Annotated in this window: 15 protein-coding genes; 4 read left to right on the top strand and 11 right to left on the bottom strand. The window is 59.5% G+C overall.

The genetic code is table 11. The features are described from left to right. Positions 1-7: 7 nt before the first annotated feature. Both CLM58_RS06710 and CLM58_RS06705 read left to right on the top strand, forming a co-directional pair. Positions 8-2,176: an RNA degradosome polyphosphate kinase gene (locus tag CLM58_RS06710; RefSeq protein WP_095595153.1), complete on the top strand. Its 2,169-nt coding sequence runs from the start codon at positions 8-10 to the stop codon at positions 2,174-2,176. Between the two features lie 48 nt (positions 2,177-2,224). Further along, positions 2,225-3,754: a Ppx/GppA family phosphatase gene (locus CLM58_RS06705; protein WP_095595152.1), complete on the top strand. Its 1,530-nt coding sequence runs from the start codon at positions 2,225-2,227 to the stop codon at positions 3,752-3,754. Here the strand turns inward: CLM58_RS06705 and CLM58_RS06700 are convergent. The 5 genes from CLM58_RS06700 to scpA all read right to left on the bottom strand — a co-directional run bounded on the left by CLM58_RS06700 (position 3,751) and on the right by scpA (position 8,909). Further along, positions 3,751-4,077, bottom strand: coding sequence for a hypothetical protein (locus CLM58_RS06700; protein WP_095595151.1), 327 nt, complete (start codon positions 4,075-4,077; stop codon positions 3,751-3,753). The genes CLM58_RS06705 and CLM58_RS06700 overlap by 4 nt on opposite strands. A 101-nt stretch (positions 4,078-4,178) precedes the next feature. Next, positions 4,179-5,216, bottom strand: coding sequence for an endonuclease/exonuclease/phosphatase family protein (locus tag CLM58_RS06695; RefSeq protein WP_095595150.1), 1,038 nt, complete (start codon positions 5,214-5,216; stop codon positions 4,179-4,181). Next, positions 5,213-5,905 (bottom strand): molecular chaperone DjiA, encoded by a 693-nt coding sequence (locus tag CLM58_RS06690; protein ID WP_095595149.1) that lies wholly within the window; start codon positions 5,903-5,905, stop codon positions 5,213-5,215. Before CLM58_RS06690 ends, CLM58_RS06695 begins: the two co-directional genes overlap by 4 nt. 108 nt (positions 5,906-6,013) lie before the next feature. Then, positions 6,014-6,625, bottom strand: coding sequence for a VOC family protein (locus tag CLM58_RS06685; protein ID WP_143226536.1), 612 nt, complete (start codon positions 6,623-6,625; stop codon positions 6,014-6,016). A 154-nt stretch (positions 6,626-6,779) separates the two neighbouring features. Beyond that, complete coding sequence (scpA, locus tag CLM58_RS06680) at positions 6,780-8,909, bottom strand: methylmalonyl-CoA mutase (protein ID WP_095595147.1); 2,130 nt, start codon at positions 8,907-8,909, stop codon at positions 6,780-6,782. Positions 8,910-9,006: 97 nt separating this feature from the next. On the opposite strand from scpA, the gene CLM58_RS06675 reads away from it, so the two are divergent. After that, positions 9,007-9,471 carry a DUF4174 domain-containing protein gene (locus CLM58_RS06675; RefSeq protein WP_095595229.1) on the top strand — a complete coding sequence of 155 codons (465 nt, stop codon included), beginning with the start codon at positions 9,007-9,009 and terminating at the stop codon, positions 9,469-9,471. A gap of 37 nt (positions 9,472-9,508) precedes the next feature. Here the strand turns inward: CLM58_RS06675 and CLM58_RS06670 are convergent, their stop codons facing one another. The 6 genes from CLM58_RS06670 to CLM58_RS06650 all read right to left on the bottom strand — a co-directional run bounded on the left by CLM58_RS06670 (position 9,509) and on the right by CLM58_RS06650 (position 15,102). Continuing rightward, a complete protein-coding gene (locus CLM58_RS06670; RefSeq protein ID WP_095595146.1) occupies positions 9,509-11,509 on the bottom strand; it encodes an acetyl-CoA carboxylase biotin carboxylase subunit in 2,001 nt (666 codons plus the stop codon). Between the two features lie 465 nt (positions 11,510-11,974). Then, positions 11,975-12,328 carry a hypothetical protein gene (locus tag CLM58_RS06665; protein ID WP_095595145.1) on the bottom strand — a complete coding sequence of 118 codons (354 nt, stop codon included), beginning with the start codon at positions 12,326-12,328 and terminating at the stop codon, positions 11,975-11,977. 63 nt (positions 12,329-12,391) lie between these two features. Next, complete coding sequence (locus CLM58_RS17410) at positions 12,392-12,514, bottom strand: hypothetical protein (RefSeq protein WP_268236417.1); 123 nt, start codon at positions 12,512-12,514, stop codon at positions 12,392-12,394. Between the two features lie 246 nt (positions 12,515-12,760). Further along, complete coding sequence (locus tag CLM58_RS06660) at positions 12,761-13,162, bottom strand: RidA family protein (RefSeq protein WP_095595144.1); 402 nt, start codon at positions 13,160-13,162, stop codon at positions 12,761-12,763. After that, on the bottom strand, positions 13,155-13,511 hold the full coding sequence (locus CLM58_RS06655) for a hypothetical protein (RefSeq protein ID WP_229666152.1): 357 nt from the start codon (positions 13,509-13,511) through the stop codon (positions 13,155-13,157). Before CLM58_RS06655 ends, CLM58_RS06660 begins: the two co-directional genes overlap by 8 nt. A 58-nt stretch (positions 13,512-13,569) precedes the next feature. After that, on the bottom strand, positions 13,570-15,102 hold the full coding sequence (locus tag CLM58_RS06650; RefSeq protein ID WP_095595142.1) for an acyl-CoA carboxylase subunit beta: 1,533 nt from the start codon (positions 15,100-15,102) through the stop codon (positions 13,570-13,572). A 200-nt stretch (positions 15,103-15,302) separates the two neighbouring features. Here CLM58_RS06650 and CLM58_RS06645 point away from each other — a divergent pair, with 200 nt between their 5' ends. After that, positions 15,303-16,553: a multidrug effflux MFS transporter gene (locus tag CLM58_RS06645; RefSeq protein WP_095595141.1), complete on the top strand. Its 1,251-nt coding sequence runs from the start codon at positions 15,303-15,305 to the stop codon at positions 16,551-16,553. Positions 16,554-16,583 lie beyond the last annotated feature (30 nt).

Genomic DNA, 16,583 nt, shown 5'->3' with positions numbered 1-16,583 from the left:
CACCAAGATGACTTCAGCAAATTTTCTTGAATCCGATCTGCCGGTTCCGGCAGAAATCCCTGTTTCCGAGCGCTCTGGCCCCAAGCGGTTCTGCAACCGTGAGCTCAGCTGGCTCGGGTTCAACTGGCGTGTTCTGGGCGAAGCCTCGAACCCCCGGGTTCCATTGCTGGAACGGGTGCGCTTCCTGTCGATCTCGGCCGCAAATCTGGATGAGTTCTATACCGTCCGCGTGGCTGGCCTGCGCGAACTGGCGAAAGAGGGCAACACGACGCCTGCCGCAGACGGGCTGACCCCGGCCGAACAGCTAGAGCTGATCGACAAAGATGCCCGCCGCCTGCTGCAATCCCAGCAAGCCACATGGAATAACCTGAAAGAGGAATTGGAATCGGAAGGCATCATCCTTCTGACCCGCGACAAGCTGACCAAAGCGGATCGCAGCTTTCTGGACGACCGGTTCCTGAACAACGTCTTCCCGGTCCTGTCACCGCTTGCGATCGACCCGGCGCACCCCTTCCCGTTCATCCCGAACACCGGGTTCTGTCTGGCGCTTCAGCTGGAACGGATCAGGGATGGCCGCCCCTTACAGGCGCTGGTGCCGATCCCGTCGCTGATCGAAAGGTTCGTCCGCCTGCCGTCCGAGGCCGGTTGCCATCGGTTCCTGCCCTTGGAAGAGCTTTTGCTGATCCACGTCGACCAGCTGTTCCCAGGATACAAAGCCAAGGGCAGCTGCACCTTCCGCCTGTTGCGCGACAGCGACCTGGAGGTCGAGGAAGAAGCCGAAGACCTTGTTCGCGAATTCGAAGTTGCGCTGAAGCGCCGTCGCCGCGGCGAGGTTGTCCGCATCAAGATGTCCGCAGGTGCGCCCGAAGAACTGCGCCGAGTCATCATGGACGAGCTTCAGATCAACGAAGGTCAGGTGATTGAAATCATGGGCCTGATCGGTGTGGTCGACTTGAAGGAACTGGTACTGGATGCGCGCCACGATCTGCAGTGGCCTGCTTTTCAGCCGCGCGTGCCCGAACGGGTACAGGATCACGAAGGCGATATGTTCGCGGCCATCCGGCAAAAGGACATGCTGCTGCATCACCCCTATGAAACCTTCGACATGGTGGTTCGGTTTCTGCAGCAAGCAGCCCGCGACCCGAATGTGGTGGCGATCAAGCAGACGCTCTATCGAACCTCGAAGAACTCTCCGATCGTCGCAGCCCTGTGTGAAGCCGCCGAGGACGGCAAGTCGGTCACTGCCTTGGTCGAGCTGAAGGCCCGCTTCGACGAAGCCGCCAACATTCGCCAGTCCCGTCGTCTGGAACGCGCGGGCGCCCATGTGGTCTACGGGTTCATCAACTACAAGACCCACGCCAAGATCAGCACAGTTGTTCGGCGCGAGGGCGACCAGCTGGTGACCTATACCCACTATGGCACCGGAAATTATCACCCGGACACCGCGAAGATTTACACCGACCTTAGCTTTTTCACCTGCGATCCAGCGCTTGGACGCGATGCCACCAAAGTCTTCAACTATGTCGGCGGCTACGCAGAGCCCGCGGGGCTGGAAAACCTCTCTATCTCGCCGCTGGATCTGAAATCGACGATCCTGACACGGTTGGAAGAGGAATCCGCCCATGCCAAGGCGGGCCGCCCGGCAGAGGTCTGGGTGAAGATGAACAGCCTTATCGAACCGGATGTCATCGACGCGCTTTACAAAGCCAGTCAGGACGGCGTGAAGATCAGCCTTGTGATCCGGGGCATTTGCGGTTTGCGGCCGGGGATTAAGGGGCTTAGTGAAAACATCCGCGTCAAATCGGTTGTTGGCCGGTTCCTTGAACACTCTCGGATTGCCTGTTTCGGGAATGGGCATGGTCTTCCGTCGAAAAAGGCACGGGTATATTTCTCGTCCGCGGACTGGATGGGGCGGAACCTGAACCGCCGTGTGGAAACGCTGGTCGAGGCGAAGAACCCCACCGTGAAAGCCCAGATCGTCAGCCAGATCATGGCCGCAAATCTTGCGGACGAGGCGCAAAGCTGGATCATGAACCCCGACGGCAGCTACACGCGCTTTCCCGCCGACAAGACATCCTTCAACTGCCATCGGTTCTTCATGGAAAACCCCTCTTTGTCGGGACGCGGCTCTGCCGGGGCGAAAGACGTGCCGAAACTGATGCATTCCTACGATTGACCCGAATCCCGACTTGCGAAATTCTGCACCCAAGGAAGAGGGCTTAGAATGAACCGTCCAGAACAAGAGCTGCCGCTGGATTGGGGCCCCGAGGGTGAACCGATCTTTCAGGACCCAGACGCGCAGGCCCTGCGGCGCGTGGCCGTAATTGACGTGGGCTCGAACTCTGTCCGTCTTGTTGTGTTCGACGGGGCGGCCCGTAGCCCGGCCTATTTCTTCAACGAAAAACTGATGTGTGCTCTTGGCGCGGGTCTGGCGGATACCGGCCACCTGAACCCCGAAGGACGCCAACGCGCGCTGCAAGCGCTGCACCGGTTCACGACATTGGCCGAGGCCATGGGCGCGACCCCGATCCATACGGTTGCCACCGCCGCGGTGCGCGAAGCAAAAGACGGGCCCGAATTCATCGAAGAGGTCGAAGACTTGACCGGCCTTCGCCTGCGCGTGATCGACGGGCTGGAAGAGGCCCGCCTGTCTGCGCAAGGCGTTTTGCTGGGCTGGCCCGGGGCCGAGGGGTTGATGTGCGACATCGGCGGCTCATCCATGGAGCTGGCCGTACTGAAGGGCGGTGAAATCGGGGACTGCGTAACCTCTCCACTTGGGCCACTGAAGCTGAAGGATATCGAGGACCCGGAAGAACTGCGCACCTACGTGACTGGTATCATTGATGATCTGGCGAAGGCGGTTGGTGACTTGCATGACCGGATTTATCTGGTCGGTGGCTCGTGGCGGGCGATTGCCAAACTGGACATGATGCGTCGGGGCTATCCGCTGACGGTGCTGCATGAATACAGCCTGACCCGCACGCAAGTGGCCGAGACGATCGAATGGATTCTGGGGCAGGACAACGAGGCGCTGCGGTCGCAAGCCGGGATCAGCCCCGAACGGATGACATTGGTTCCCATCGCCTGCATGGTGCTGGAAATTCTGCTGGAACGTTTTGATACCAAAGAGGTTTTCATCTCGAGCTATGGCATCCGCGAGGGCATGTTGTACGAGCAGATGCCAGATCCGATCCGCCAGCGCGACCCGCTGATCGAAGCCTGCCGGTTTGCCGAGGCCACGACCGCCCGCCTGCCGGGGTTTGGTCGGCAGCTGTATCACTTTGTCCGACCACTATTCCCAAAGGAACGCTGGCGGCTGGTGAAGGCCGCGTGCCTTCTGCATGACACCGCGTGGCGTGCCCACCCCGACTATCGGCACGAGGTCTGTTTCGACAACGCCACCCGCGCCAACCTTGGCGGACTGGATCATCAGGGGCGCGTCTTCCTTGGGCTGGCCCTGTTGCACCGGTATAAGAACAACCGCGCTGACAGCCGGTTCGACCCCTTGTTCACACTGCTGAACGAGGACCAGATTCAGGAAGCCGAGATTTTGGGAAAAGCCATGCGCTTTGGGGCAATGTTCTCTAGCCAGGCGCCGCAGGAACTGATCGCACTACGCCTGGACCCGGTAAAAACCCTTTTGACACTGACGCTTAGCAAGCCAGCCATACCGTTGTTCGGTGAAGTTGCCGAAGCGCGTCTGACCTCTTTGGCCAAGTCGCTGAACGTGAAGACCGAGGTGATTGAGGGCTAAATCTCGACCTCGCCCTCTTCTTCTTCGGGGGTCAGGGGGACCTTGCGGCGAATGATGATATCGCCGTTGGGCAGGACCTCTGGCAGGTGATAGGCATCAAGATCGTCAAGCTTGTCCATCAGGTCGCGCAGGGCGGGTTCCATGCCGTCTTTCAGGTCCTGCAGGGCGGGTTCCATCTCGTCCATCAGGCCCTTGAAGAACAGCTTTGCACCCTCTTCCAACAGGTTGATCCCTTCCTGCATATCACCTTCGACCTCGGCCTCGGGGGATTGGGCAAGCGCGGGTGTCGCAGCAAGCGACAGGATAAGAAGCCAGTGTTTCATCCGCCTAATATAGGGGTCCGGTCAGCGGGTTTGAAGGCCGCGAAATCGGGATGTGTTTTGCGTACAGACGCCGTACAGAACCTGTACATACGATTTTGCGGCTAAAGATCGATATCCATCGTGACCGGAAAATGGTCTGACGCGGTCAGAAGCGCCTGACACAGGTCTTGGTTGCGATAGCATTCGGGGTCATCAAACGGGTGCCAGATGCGCCAGACAGGCTCCATCGCGGCCAGATCGCACGAGACCATCACATAATCCAGAAGCGCCGATAGATAGCGTTTCTCGTGGCTCAGGTAGAACCGCGCTGTAACCGGCGGGGCAGCTGCGTGGCTGCCCTTGATCGCTTGTCGGGCGTGGGGATCAAACAGGCGCTTGCTCGTATCTTCCTGATTTAGTCCCAGAACGATTTCGACCCCGGAATGGCCGAAAAGCTCTTCGTATTCGTCCAGCCCCGGACCGTCGTTGAAATCACCCAGAACGATCATTGGATCGCCCGCGTCCAGATGCGCCTCGACCCGCTGACGAAGCCAGATGCATTGGGCCAGTTGCTTGCGGCGGTTGGCAATGGACAGGCGCAAAACCTCTTCGGGGGTCGAAGCACCATGCGGGGCCTTGGATTTCGCATGAACACCGATCATGCGGAACGTGTTGCCCTTGGCGGTTTCGATCGCCAGCTCCAGAGGCGGCTTGGAGAAGTTGATCAATTCTGGCGCGGCGTCCACATCCAGATCCAGCCGGAACACCCCGTCAAACCGCGGCGCATCAGCCGAGCCCTTCTTACCAGTCGCCTCGCCCTGCGGGTCGTGCCGGGGGGTCAGCGTTGTGGGGTCATAAAGCAGCGCGATCTCTTGCTGGGTGTGGTTCTCGAACCCGACGATGGCGCGGTTGGCACGCAGGCCCATGGTGTTGGCAAAGTTTTCAAGCGCGCTGACGGTCGAGCGTTTGCCGTTCTGGTCGGGCGCTTCGATGATCATGACCGCGTCGGCATCCATCGCGGTGAAGACGATGCCAAGCGAGGACAGTTGGTCGGTGCGGGTCACGTCATAACGTGCGGACCATTCCCCATCGTCCAACAGGTTGCCGTTGTCATCAAAGAGGTTGTTGAACCACTCGACGTTATACGTGGCGACCCTCACGCGGCCTGCTTTCCCTGGATCTCTTCCCAGGCGCGGTTGATCATGATCAGACGCTTCTCGGCCAGTTTGACAGCCTCTTCGGGCAGGCCGCGCGCCTTAAGCCTGTCTGGGTGGGTCTCGCGGACTTCGGCCCGCCAGACGGCGCGGATTTCCGACAGTGTCATGTCGGGTGTCACGCCCAGCACGTCGAACGGGTCGTGTTCGGCATCGGGGACAAAGCGCGACCGCAGGCGTTTAAACTCGGCTTCCGACAGACCAAAAATGTCGGCGACTTCCTGAAGGAAGACATCCTCGTTCGGGTGGTATTCGCCGTCGGCTATGGCGATGTGGAATAGACCTTCCAGCAGGTAGCAAAGCGGCGGTGAATCCGAGGCCTCTTCCCCGAACATGCGGCGGATGCGGCGGGCGTATTCATCAAAGCCAGCGACATCGGTGCGGGCCATGTTGAAGACACGGGCCGCGTTTGCCTCATCCTCGGGCGGGATGGTGAACACTTCGCGGAAGGCGGTGACCTCGTCGCGCGTGACCTGCCCATCGGCTTTGGCCATCTTGGCCCCCAGAGCGATCACCGCGATGGTGAAGGCGACAGAGCGTTCGGGCGGTGTGCGCAGACGCTCGAACACCTCGGACAGGGGTTCGCCGTTGGAAAGCGCGGACAGCGCCTCGGCTATGCGGGTCCAGATCGACATGGGTTTACCCTAGCAACCGGGTGTCCCCCTGTCAGTGGGGGTTTCCGGATTCAAGAAATTTGGCGGCTACCCTAAGCATCGTGAAATCGGTGGCAACCACCATTGCGCCTAAAGCCGCACCATTCCGTTGGGCGTTTCGATCAATGCTGAAAGTTTGGGCTTGGCGGCTTCGATGAATTCCACCCCCTGCCCCATCAGATCGCGTTCGTAATAGTTGGCCAGTTCGACGGCATCGGGGTGTTCGATGTTCAAAGAGATCAACGCACAGCCCTGATCGGGCAACAGCTGAGCCGGGGTTTGCGGGGAATCCCAGATCAGGATGGCGGGGGCGGTGTTGTCGAAGGGCAGCTCTCCATCCTCGGGGATGGTCATGCGCCAGCGCAGATCACCGCGTTGGATCGGCAACATTGGGCCGGTGCCCTCAGGCCGGTGAGGCAGGTCCATCCCGGTAGGCCAGTTCACGACCCAGTTGGTCAGACGGGTGTCGCCCTGAAACCGGTCAAGCGCATACCAACGCGGTCGGCCCGGGTCGGGCGCATCGGGGTTGATTGCGATGACCTCAAGGTAACAGTCCGGGCCCAGCGACAGCAGGCGGTTATAGGTGCCCATGTCGGGGTGCTCTCCGCCCGGGGCCAGCGGTACGCCCAACAGGTCTTCGACATGCGCCGCGCCCGCGTCCAGATCGCGGGTCGAGATAACAATGTGGTCGAGGTTCAGCATGGTCGGTTTCTTGGGTTGATCCGGTTCAGGCGTGTCCACCAAAGAAGATTAAACCACGGTTTTGGGTTTCAGGGGCAGGTTTTTTCCCACCGCCAATCCCACAACGAAAAACGCCGCCCCGTGGGGCGGCGTTTGAAGTGGATTGCGCGGGGACTTAGCCGCGCGCGTCCTTGATCAGTTGCAAGATGTCCTTCGCCGCAGCCGGAATGTTGGTGCCCGGGCCGAAGATCGCCTTAACACCGTTGTCATACAGGAACTGATAGTCCTGCTGCGGGATGACGCCGCCGCAGATGACGATGACATCTTCGGCGCCCGCCTCTTTCAGCGCGGCAACCAGCTGCGGTGCAAGGGTCTTGTGACCTGCGGCTTGCGAGCTGATGCCCACGACATGCACGTCGTTGTCGATCGCGTCCTGCGCGGCCTCTGCCGGGGTTTGGAACAGCGGTCCAACGTCAACGTCAAAGCCGATATCGGCGAAGGCGGTCGCGATGACCTTCGCGCCACGGTCGTGACCGTCCTGACCCATCTTAACCACCAGAAGGCGCGGGCGGCGGCCCTCTTCCTCGGCGAAGTCTTCGATGTCTTTCTGGATCTGGGCGAAACCTTCGTCGCCTTCATATGCTGCGCCATAGACGCCTGCGAGGGTCTTCACTTCGGCGCGGTGGCGGCCGAATTCGTCTTCCATAGCCATTGAAATTTCTCCGACTGATGCACGGGCGCGTGCGGCCTCGACCGCCGCTTCCAGCAGATTGCCTCCCTCTTTCGCGCGGCGGGTCAGTTCCGCCAACGCCGCCTGACAGGCGTCTTCATCACGGGTATCGCGCATCTTGTTCAGGCGCGCGATCTGGGCTTCACGGACGGCAAAGTTGTCGACGTCGAGGATGTCGATCTCGTCCTCTTTTTCCAGACGGTACTTGTTCACGCCGACGATGACCTCATCGCCGCGGTCGATGTTGGCCTGACGACGGGCGGCCGATTCCTCGATCCGCAGCTTGGGCATGCCAGAGGCCACGGCCTTGGTCATTCCGCCCATTTCCTCGACTTCCTCGATCAGGGCCCAGGCCTTTTCGGCCAGCTCGTTGGTCAGGCTTTCGACGTAGTAGGAGCCCGCCAGCGGATCGACCACATTGGTGATGCCGGTTTCTTCCTGCAGAATGATCTGGGTGTTCCGCGCGATCCGGGCCGAGAATTCGGTGGGCAGCGCGATGGCTTCATCCAGCGCGTTGGTGTGCAGCGACTGGGTGCCACCAAGGGCGGCCGACATCGCCTCGTACGCGGTGCGGATGACGTTGTTATAGGGGTCTTGTTCCTGCAGTGACACGCCCGAGGTCTGGCAGTGGGTGCGCAGCATTTTCGAACGTTCGGACTTGGCGCCGAACTCGGTCATGATGCGGTGCCACAGCTGGCGCGCGGCGCGCAGTTTGGCGGCTTCCATGAAGAAGTTCATGCCAATGGCAAAGAAGAACGACAGGCGGCCTGCGAACTTGTCGACATCCATCCCGGCGTCAATCGCTGCGCGGACGTATTCGCGGCCATCGGCCAGCGTATAGGCCAGCTCTTGCACCAGGTTCGCGCCGGCCTCTTGCATGTGATAGCCCGAGATCGAGATCGAGTTGAACTTCGGCATCTCGTTCGACGTGTATTCGATGATATCCGAGATGATCCGCATCGAAGGTTCAGGCGGATAGATATAGGTGTTGCGGACCATGAACTCTTTCAGAATGTCGTTCTGGATGGTGCCTGCCAGCAGGCTGCGGTCGTGGCCCTGTTCCTCACCGGTGACGATGAAGTTCGCAAGGATCGGGATCACTGCGCCGTTCATGGTCATCGAGACCGACACCTTATCCAGCGGGATACCGTCGAACAGGATCTTCATGTCTTCAACGCTGTCGATCGCCACACCGGCCTTACCAACGTCGCCCTCAACACGCGGGTGATCGCTGTCATAGCCGCGGTGGGTCGCAAGGTCGAACGCAACCGAGACACCCTGCTGACCGGCGGCCAAGGCTTTGCGGTAGAAGGCGTTGGATTCCTCGGCGGTCGAGAAACCGGCATACTGACGAATGGTCCACGGACGACCGGCGTACATGGTCGCCTTCACACCACGGGTGAAGGGGCCAAAGCCGGGGACTTCACCCATTTGCGGCAGGTCGGCCGTGTCCTCGGCGGTGTAGAGCGGCTTGACCTTGATGCCTTCAAGCGTTTCCCAGTCCAGAGCGTCCAGCGGTTTGCCGCGCAGCTCTTTCTCGGCCAACTCTTTCCATGCCTTGATCTTATCCGTCATGTTGATCGTCCTTCTTCAGTCCGGTCGCGGCGTTCAAGCCGCAAATCTCTTCGCAATCCGGTCTGCCGCACCTATATCAGGTTGGACAGGAGGGATTATGTCGCGGTTATTCGTTGTTCTGGGGCTTTTAATGTGGCCCATGATGTCTTCAGCCACCGATGGTGTGGCCATGACGCCGGTCGAACGCTGGCAAGCGGACCATAGCGTGGTGTTCTCTGCCGATGAGGTGCACATCGAGGATTTTCGCTGGATTGCGCGGCCCGTCATCGTGTTCGGAGATTCCGAGTACGATCCAAGGTTCGTCCAGCAGATGGCGCTGATCGAGGCCTTGCCCGAGGAACTGGCGGAACGTGACGTGGTGATCATTACCGACACCGATCCCGCAGCCAAATCCGAGGCGCGGACCGAATACCGCCCGCGCAGCTTCATGATGGTGCTGGTGGGCAAGGATGGCAGCGTATACCTGCGCAAGCCCTTCCCGTGGGACGTGCGCGAACTGTCACGCAGCATCGACAAGTTGCCGCTGCGCCAGCAAGAGGTGCGAGATCGGCGGGGAGAATAAATCCCGCCGACCCGCGTGTTTATGAGGCGCTCTCGGCTCACTCGAATTCCATGATCACTTCGTCAACGGCAAGGCTGTCGCCTGCGGCCGCATTGATCTGGGAGACGACGCCCTTCTTCTCGGCGCGAAGGATGTTTTCCATCTTCATCGCCTCGACGGTGCACAGCGCCTGACCTTCCTGAACCTCGTCGCCGACTTCGACGTCGACTTTCACGATCAGACCCGGCATCGGGCAAAGCAGCATCTTCGATGTATCCGGTGCGACCTTTTCCGGCATCAGTTTGGCCAGTTCGGCCTGACGCGGGGTGCGCACGTGGACGTTCAGGTCGGCACCACGGTTGCGGATGCGGAACCCGCCGGTGATCTTGTTCACCTTCAGAACCAGCGGCGTGCCGTCGACCATCAGGGTTGCAAGGCTGTCGCCCGGGGTCCAGTCAGAGGTCACGCGATAGCTGGTGCCGTCATCGAAGAAGACGGTCGAACCATCATGGTCGGCCTCGATATGCAGGTCAAAGCTTTCGCCCTGCAGAGAGACAACCCATTCGTCGCCAACCGTACGTTCGTGGTTGTCCATACGGCCCGACACACGGGTGCGACGGATTTCCGCGACACGGTTCATGGCGGCAGCCGACACGGCGATGCGCTTGAGTGCGTCAGAGTCCAGTGTCACGCCGTCGAAGCCTTCGGGGTACTCTTCCGCGATGAAGGCCGTGGTCATGTCGCCCGAGATGAATTTCGGGTGATCCATCACCGCCGACAGGAACGGCAGGTTGTGACCGATGCCTTCGATTTCGAAGCTGTCCAGCGCGACGCGCATATCTTCGATCGCCTCTTTCCGGGTCGGTGCCCAGGTGCAAAGCTTCGCGATCATCGGGTCGTAGTACATCGAGATCTCGCCGCCCTCATAGACTCCGGTGTCATTCCGAACGATCGAGGTGTCGGTGACAACTTCTGCCGGCGGACGATAGGCGGTCAGACGGCCAATCGACGGCAGGAAGTTGCGGTACGGGTCTTCGGCGTACAGGCGGTTTTCAATGGCCCAGCCGTTGATCTTCACATCGTCCTGCGTGATCGACAGCGGCTCGCCGTTTGCGACGCGGATCATCTGCTCGACAAGGTCGACGCCGGTGATCAGCTCTGTCACGGGGTGTTCCACCTGCAGGCGGGTGTTCATTTCGAGGAAGTAGAAGTTCTTGTCGCCGTCAACGATGAATTCCACGGTGCCGGCGCTGGTGTAGCCCACGGCCTTGGCCAGAGCGACCGACTGGTCGCCCATCGCCTTGCGGGTCTCGGGATCAAGGAAGGGCGACGGCGCCTCTTCGACAACCTTCTGGTTCCGGCGCTGGATCGAGCATTCACGCTCGTTCAGCCAGATGCCGTTTCCGTGCGCGTCGCAGAGAACCTGAATTTCGATGTGACGCGGCTGTGTAACGAATTTCTCGATGAAGATGCGGTCATCACCGAAAGAGCTGGCCGCTTCGTTCTTGGACGAATGGAACCCTTCGCGAGCCTCCTGATCGTTCCACGCGATGCGCATACCTTTACCACCACCACCGGCGGAGGCTTTGATCATCACCGGATAGCCGATCTCGTTCGAGATCTTCACGGCCTCATCCGCGTCCTCGATCAAGCCCATGTAGCCCGGAACGGTGGACACGTTGGCCTCTTGAGCGATTTTCTTCGAGGTGATCTTGTCACCCATCGCTTCGATCGCGCCTTTCGGCGGGCCGATGAAGGCGACGCCTTCGGCTTCCAGAGCCTCGGCGAATTTCGCGTTTTCAGACAAAAAGCCATAGCCCGGGTGCACGGCCTGTGCGCCGGTCTGGCGAATGGCATCCATCACCTTGTCGATGACGATATAGGACTGGTTCGCCGGGGGCGGGCCGATATGCACCGCTTCGTCGGCCATTTCCACATGCAGCGCATTGCGGTCGGCGTCCGAATAGATGGCCACGGTCTTGATACCCATACGCCGTGCGGTCTTGATCACGCGGCATGCGATCTCTCCCCGGTTGGCGATCAGAATTTTGTCGAACATTGGACAGTCCTTTTTCTGGTCATTCTTAACGACACGCCAAACCACGCGACGCGGGGTGGACCCCGGCGCGGTGCGATTGGTTCGAGATGTCGGATAGTAGTAAGGCGAACCGGTCAGCCCGGTTCGCGGTGAGCTGTCGGGCGCGGGTCAAACCCGCGCCACGAGAAGTCTTAGCGGCAGTTACCTGCGTCGTCGCAATAAGCGCCTGCTGCCCGCAATTGTGATCGGCAATGCCCTGCCGTTTCACAGCGGAAAAAACTGGCCTGATCCGAATAATCGGACCAGACCAGCGGGAAGGGGAAGGGTAACGGTAGTTAAGGGCTGGACCCCGGCAGAGATGCAAAAGCCGGACAACCCATGACCCAAGCTTGTCCCATGGCTGGCATAGCGAAAAGGGCGAAGACCGCTCTGCTTCAAGATGAGCGTTTTCTTGCCCAACAACGGAATCCGCACGCAGAATCATGCCTACCTCCCCTGCCACGGAAGGTCCGGAAAGCTCAGCCGGGCCGCTTCCATATCTATGCGCAGCAGGGCCTCATAGCTTTCAGGGTCGAACGGATCTTCGGCGGGCAGAACTTCGCGGCCAAACAGCCAGGACAGACGTCCGGCATCCAGATTGCCACGCTCGAACGGCTCTTCGCCGAAGTATTGGATCAGCGCCTCAAGAAATCCCGCGTCTGCGCGGCGATCCGCAGGTTTGCGATCAGCATAGCGCTCGCGTCGGATCAGGGGCGTAACCCCTTTCTTGTTTTCTCGGCGAATTGTGAATTGGTAATCGGTTCCGGCTAGACGGCCTGGGAACCCGCGGTATTTTAGCATGTTGCCCCCCAATAGGTTAGGGAGGCAACTGTATTCACTCGGCGCGGATGCGCCAGAAGAAGATTACATCTTCTCCGAAACCGGCTCAACCATAACAGGCTCAACCACGACTTCTTCCTGCTGGGCACATGCGGCAACGAATGCAACCAGGGAAACAGCGACGAGGGTTTTGAGAGTCTTGGACATCCTACGCTCCTAATAGTTTTCTGCTTGGCGACAGACCACTTGGTGCTCCAGCGCTTCAGCTCACAGTTAATGACAGCGGACTTGCTGCTGCAAGTGATGCTAGCGTAAGGATTTGTCCCTGCACAGAGGAGAAGCGCACAAGTGACCGGTTTTTCGGCAGTTTTTTGCTTTGGATGTGCCGAATACCCCTCATTCTGTGTGAGAAATGTCGCACTCTTGAGCAGTTTGCGATTAAGTTGCAGGACCTCAGCCGTCATTTTCCGGTCTCCGGGCAATGCAATCGACCTCGACAAGCGCACCAACGGCCAAAGCGGTCACACCAACAGTGGTGCGCGCCGGGCGTCGGTCTTCGGGGAAATAGGTCTGATAGGTCTGATTAAAGGCGGCATAGTCGCGTTCGAATTCCGTTAAAAAACAACGACATTGAACGACATGGCTTAGGTCCAGCCCCATCTCGGACAGAATCAGGGCGAGGTTGTCCATGACGCGGCGGGTCTGCGCTTCGATCCCCTCGGGCAGGGGCGCGTCGGGGGCGTTCGGGTCCGTTGGCATCTGCCCGGTGAGAATCACCCACCCATCAGATTCGACCGCGTGACTGAAGGGCGCGACGGGGCGCGGACCGTTCGAGAAAAGATGAAACTCAGGCATGTGCGACCTCTTGCTTTGCATGGCGGAGCCAACGGGCGACACGGGCTGAATCGTCGAACAGATCTCTGATCTGGTCTTCGACCCGGGTTTTAGGGAAACTGCGGGCAGCGATATCGCCACCCGCAGTTATGCGCAGATAAGAGCCTTCCTCCTCGACTCTCACCGCGGGGCAGAAACCACGAAGAGCTTGAAGTTTCCGCCACATGTCCTGTCTGATCTGATGCGCCAGACGCGTTTTTCGTGCCGGGGGCAGAACCGTTTGCACGGCGATATCCCAACGCACATCCAAGCGGCGCGACAAGGTCAGCGCGGTCTTGGTGCGGTTGATATGCCAGCGGTTGGTTGTCACCAGAGATGCCCCCTAAGGTCCTGCCCGAACGGATAATCCGGGCAGGGGTTTCGCGATTTTAAAGCGGAATATTGTCGTGCTTTTTCCACGGGTTGGTCAGCTTCTTGTTGCGAAGCGACGCAAAGGCCCGGGCAACACGACGGCGGGTCGATTTCGGCTGAATCACCTCGTCGATAAAGCCACGCTCTGCCGCGACAAACGGGTTGGCGAAACGGTCTTCGTAATCCTCGGTCCGCTTGGCGGTCTTTTCGGGATCGTCCAGCTCTGAGCGATACAGGATCTCGGTCGCGCCTTTGGCCCCCATCACCGCGATCTGTGCGGTCGGCCATGCATAGTTGAAGTCGCCGCGCAGGTGCTTAGACGCCATAACGTCATAGGCACCGCCGTAAGCTTTACGGGTGATCAGGGTCACTTTCGGTACGGTTGCTTCACCATAGGCAAACAGCAGTTTCGCGCCGTGTTTGATGACGCCGCCGTATTCCTGACTGGTGCCCGGCAGGAAGCCCGGAACGTCAACCAAGGTCAGGATCGGAATTTCGAACGCATCACAGAAACGAACGAAACGTGCCGCCTTGCGCGATGCGTCAATGTCCAGACAACCCGCCAGAACCATCGGCTGGTTGGCCACAACGCCAACCGACTGGCCTTCGATGCGGATGAAGCCGGTGACGATATTGCCAGCAAAGTCTTCCTGGATTTCGTAGAAGTCGCCTTCGTCTGCGATCTTCAAGATCAACTCTTTCATGTCATACGGCATGTTCGGGTTGTCCGGGATCAGCGTGTCGAGGCTGCTCTCGATCCGCGCCGGGTCGTCAAAGAACGGACGCACCGGTGGCTTTTCACGGTTGTTCAGCGGCAAGAAGTCGACAAGGCGGCGCACTTCAGACAGGGCCTCTACGTCGTTTTCAAACGCGCCGTCCGCTACCGAGGATTTCTTGGTGTGGGTGGACGCACCGCCCAGCTCTTCTGCCGTAACGTGTTCGTTGGTCACAGTTTTCACAACGTCAGGGCCGGTTACGAACATATAGGACGTGTCTTTAACCATGAAGATGAAGTCGGTCATCGCGGGCGAATACACCGCGCCACCGGCACAGGGGCCCATGATGACAGAAATCTGCGGAACCACGCCCGAGGCCATGATGTTGCGCTGGAAGATCTCGGCGTAACCGGCCAGCGCGTCAACGCCTTCCTGAATACGTGCACCACCCGAGTCGTTCAGACCGATGACAGGCGCGCCATTCTGAACGGCCATATCCATGATCTTGCAGATCTTCTGAGCGTGGGTTTCCGAAACCGAGCCACCCAGAACGGTGAAGTCCTGACTGAACACATAGACCATGCGGCCATTGATGGTGCCCCAGCCGGTGATGACACCGTCGCCAGCAGGCTTGTTCTCTTCCATGCCGAATTCGACGCAGCGATGCGCCTTGAACATATCGAACTCTTCGAAGCTGTCTTCGTCCAGCAGCAGTTCGATCCGCTCGCGTGCGGTCAGTTTACCCTTGGCGTGCTGGCTGTCGATCCGGCGCTGCCCACCGCCCAAACGGGCCTGGCTGCGGCGTTCTTCGAGTTCCTGGAGAATATCTTTCATTCTGGCGCCCCCTCGTAATGGTTTGACGCAACGTATACTTTGCAGGTGCAGCATCAAAGAAGATTCTGGCAAATTTGCAAATTGTTGGCAGAGCGGGTGCAGCAAATTGCAAATCTGCAAATTCGACGGAATGCACAGTGACTGTGCCTCGTCAAACGCAGCAATCCCCCCTAACGTCCCAGCCTCAATAAGAGGTGCTTATGTCCACCATCGTTCGCTCCAGATTCCTTGATCGCACAACACCGCCGCACACCCTGACACTTGTGCTGGTGGCGGGTCTACCTGCGCTGTCGATGAACATGTTCCTGCCGTCCCTGCCGAACATGGCAGAATTCTACCAATCCGAATATCGGGTGGCACAGCTTTCGGTCTCTCTTTACCTCTGGGCCAACGCGGTCCTGCAAATCTTTCTGGGTCCGCTGTCCGATCGCTTTGGACGGCGCATCATCCTTCTGATCAGCTTTGCCCTGTTCGGATTGGCCAGTATCGGATGCGCCCTGTCGACCAGCATCGAGATGCTTCTCTTCTTCCGCACGACCCAAGCCGTCGTCGCCACCGGCATCGCCCTAAGCCGCGCGGCTGTTCGAGACCTTTATGGCCGCGAAGAGTCAGCCTCGATGATCGGTTACGTCACCATGGGCATGTCCCTGGCCCCGATGCTTAGCCCGATGCTGGGCGGCTTTCTGGGACAGCACTTTGGATGGCAGGCGAATTTCTGGGCCATGCTTGGCTTTGGCGTGCTGGTCTGGGTGATTATCTGGCTCGACTTCAAGGAAACCGCTCAGCCAAGTGAAAACAGCGTAATCGGTCAGTTTCGGGAATACCCTGAACTTCTGCGCTCGCGCCGGTTCTGGGGCTATGCGCTAGCGGCCGCGTTTTCGTCGGGGGCCTTCTTTGCCTATGTCGGCGGCGCCCCTTTGGTCGGGGCCAAGGTTTATGGCCTCGAACCGGCTGAGCTCGGGGCCTATTTCGGCATTCCTGCCGCGGGCTATCTGGTCGGAAACTTCCTGTCCGGGCGATACTCGATCCGACTTGGGATAAACACCATGATCATCACCGGCTCTTTGCTGGTCGTTTCCGGGCTGTCGATAAGCCTGTTGCTGATTGCCCTTGGGTCGACCCATCCGCTGGCCTTCTTCGGCCTGACAAGCTTCATCGGACTGGGCAACGGCATGGTCTTGCCGAATGCCAATGCAGGCCTTCTGTCCGTGCGCCCACATCTTGCCGGATCGGCCAGCGGCCTTGGCGGTGCCCTGATGATCGGCGGCGGTGCCGCGCTTGCGGCTCTGTCCGGCCATCTGCTGGAAATCGGAGACGGCGTTTTGCCCCTGATGGCGGTGATGATCGGGGCCAGCGTCTTTGGCGTTTTCGCCACGCTTTACGTCGTGCGCATCGACCGGCTTGAAGGACCGGTTGACCCCAAGCACCCGCCAAGCACGCCCCACGCCTGAGCCACTGAGCTTGCCCTTCATCGCAAAATT

Source organism: Actibacterium pelagium, from assembly GCF_002285415.1.
Classification (GTDB): Bacteria; Pseudomonadota; Alphaproteobacteria; order Rhodobacterales; family Rhodobacteraceae; genus Actibacterium_B; species Actibacterium_B pelagium.
This window is presented reverse-complemented; position numbering and strand designations above follow the sequence as displayed.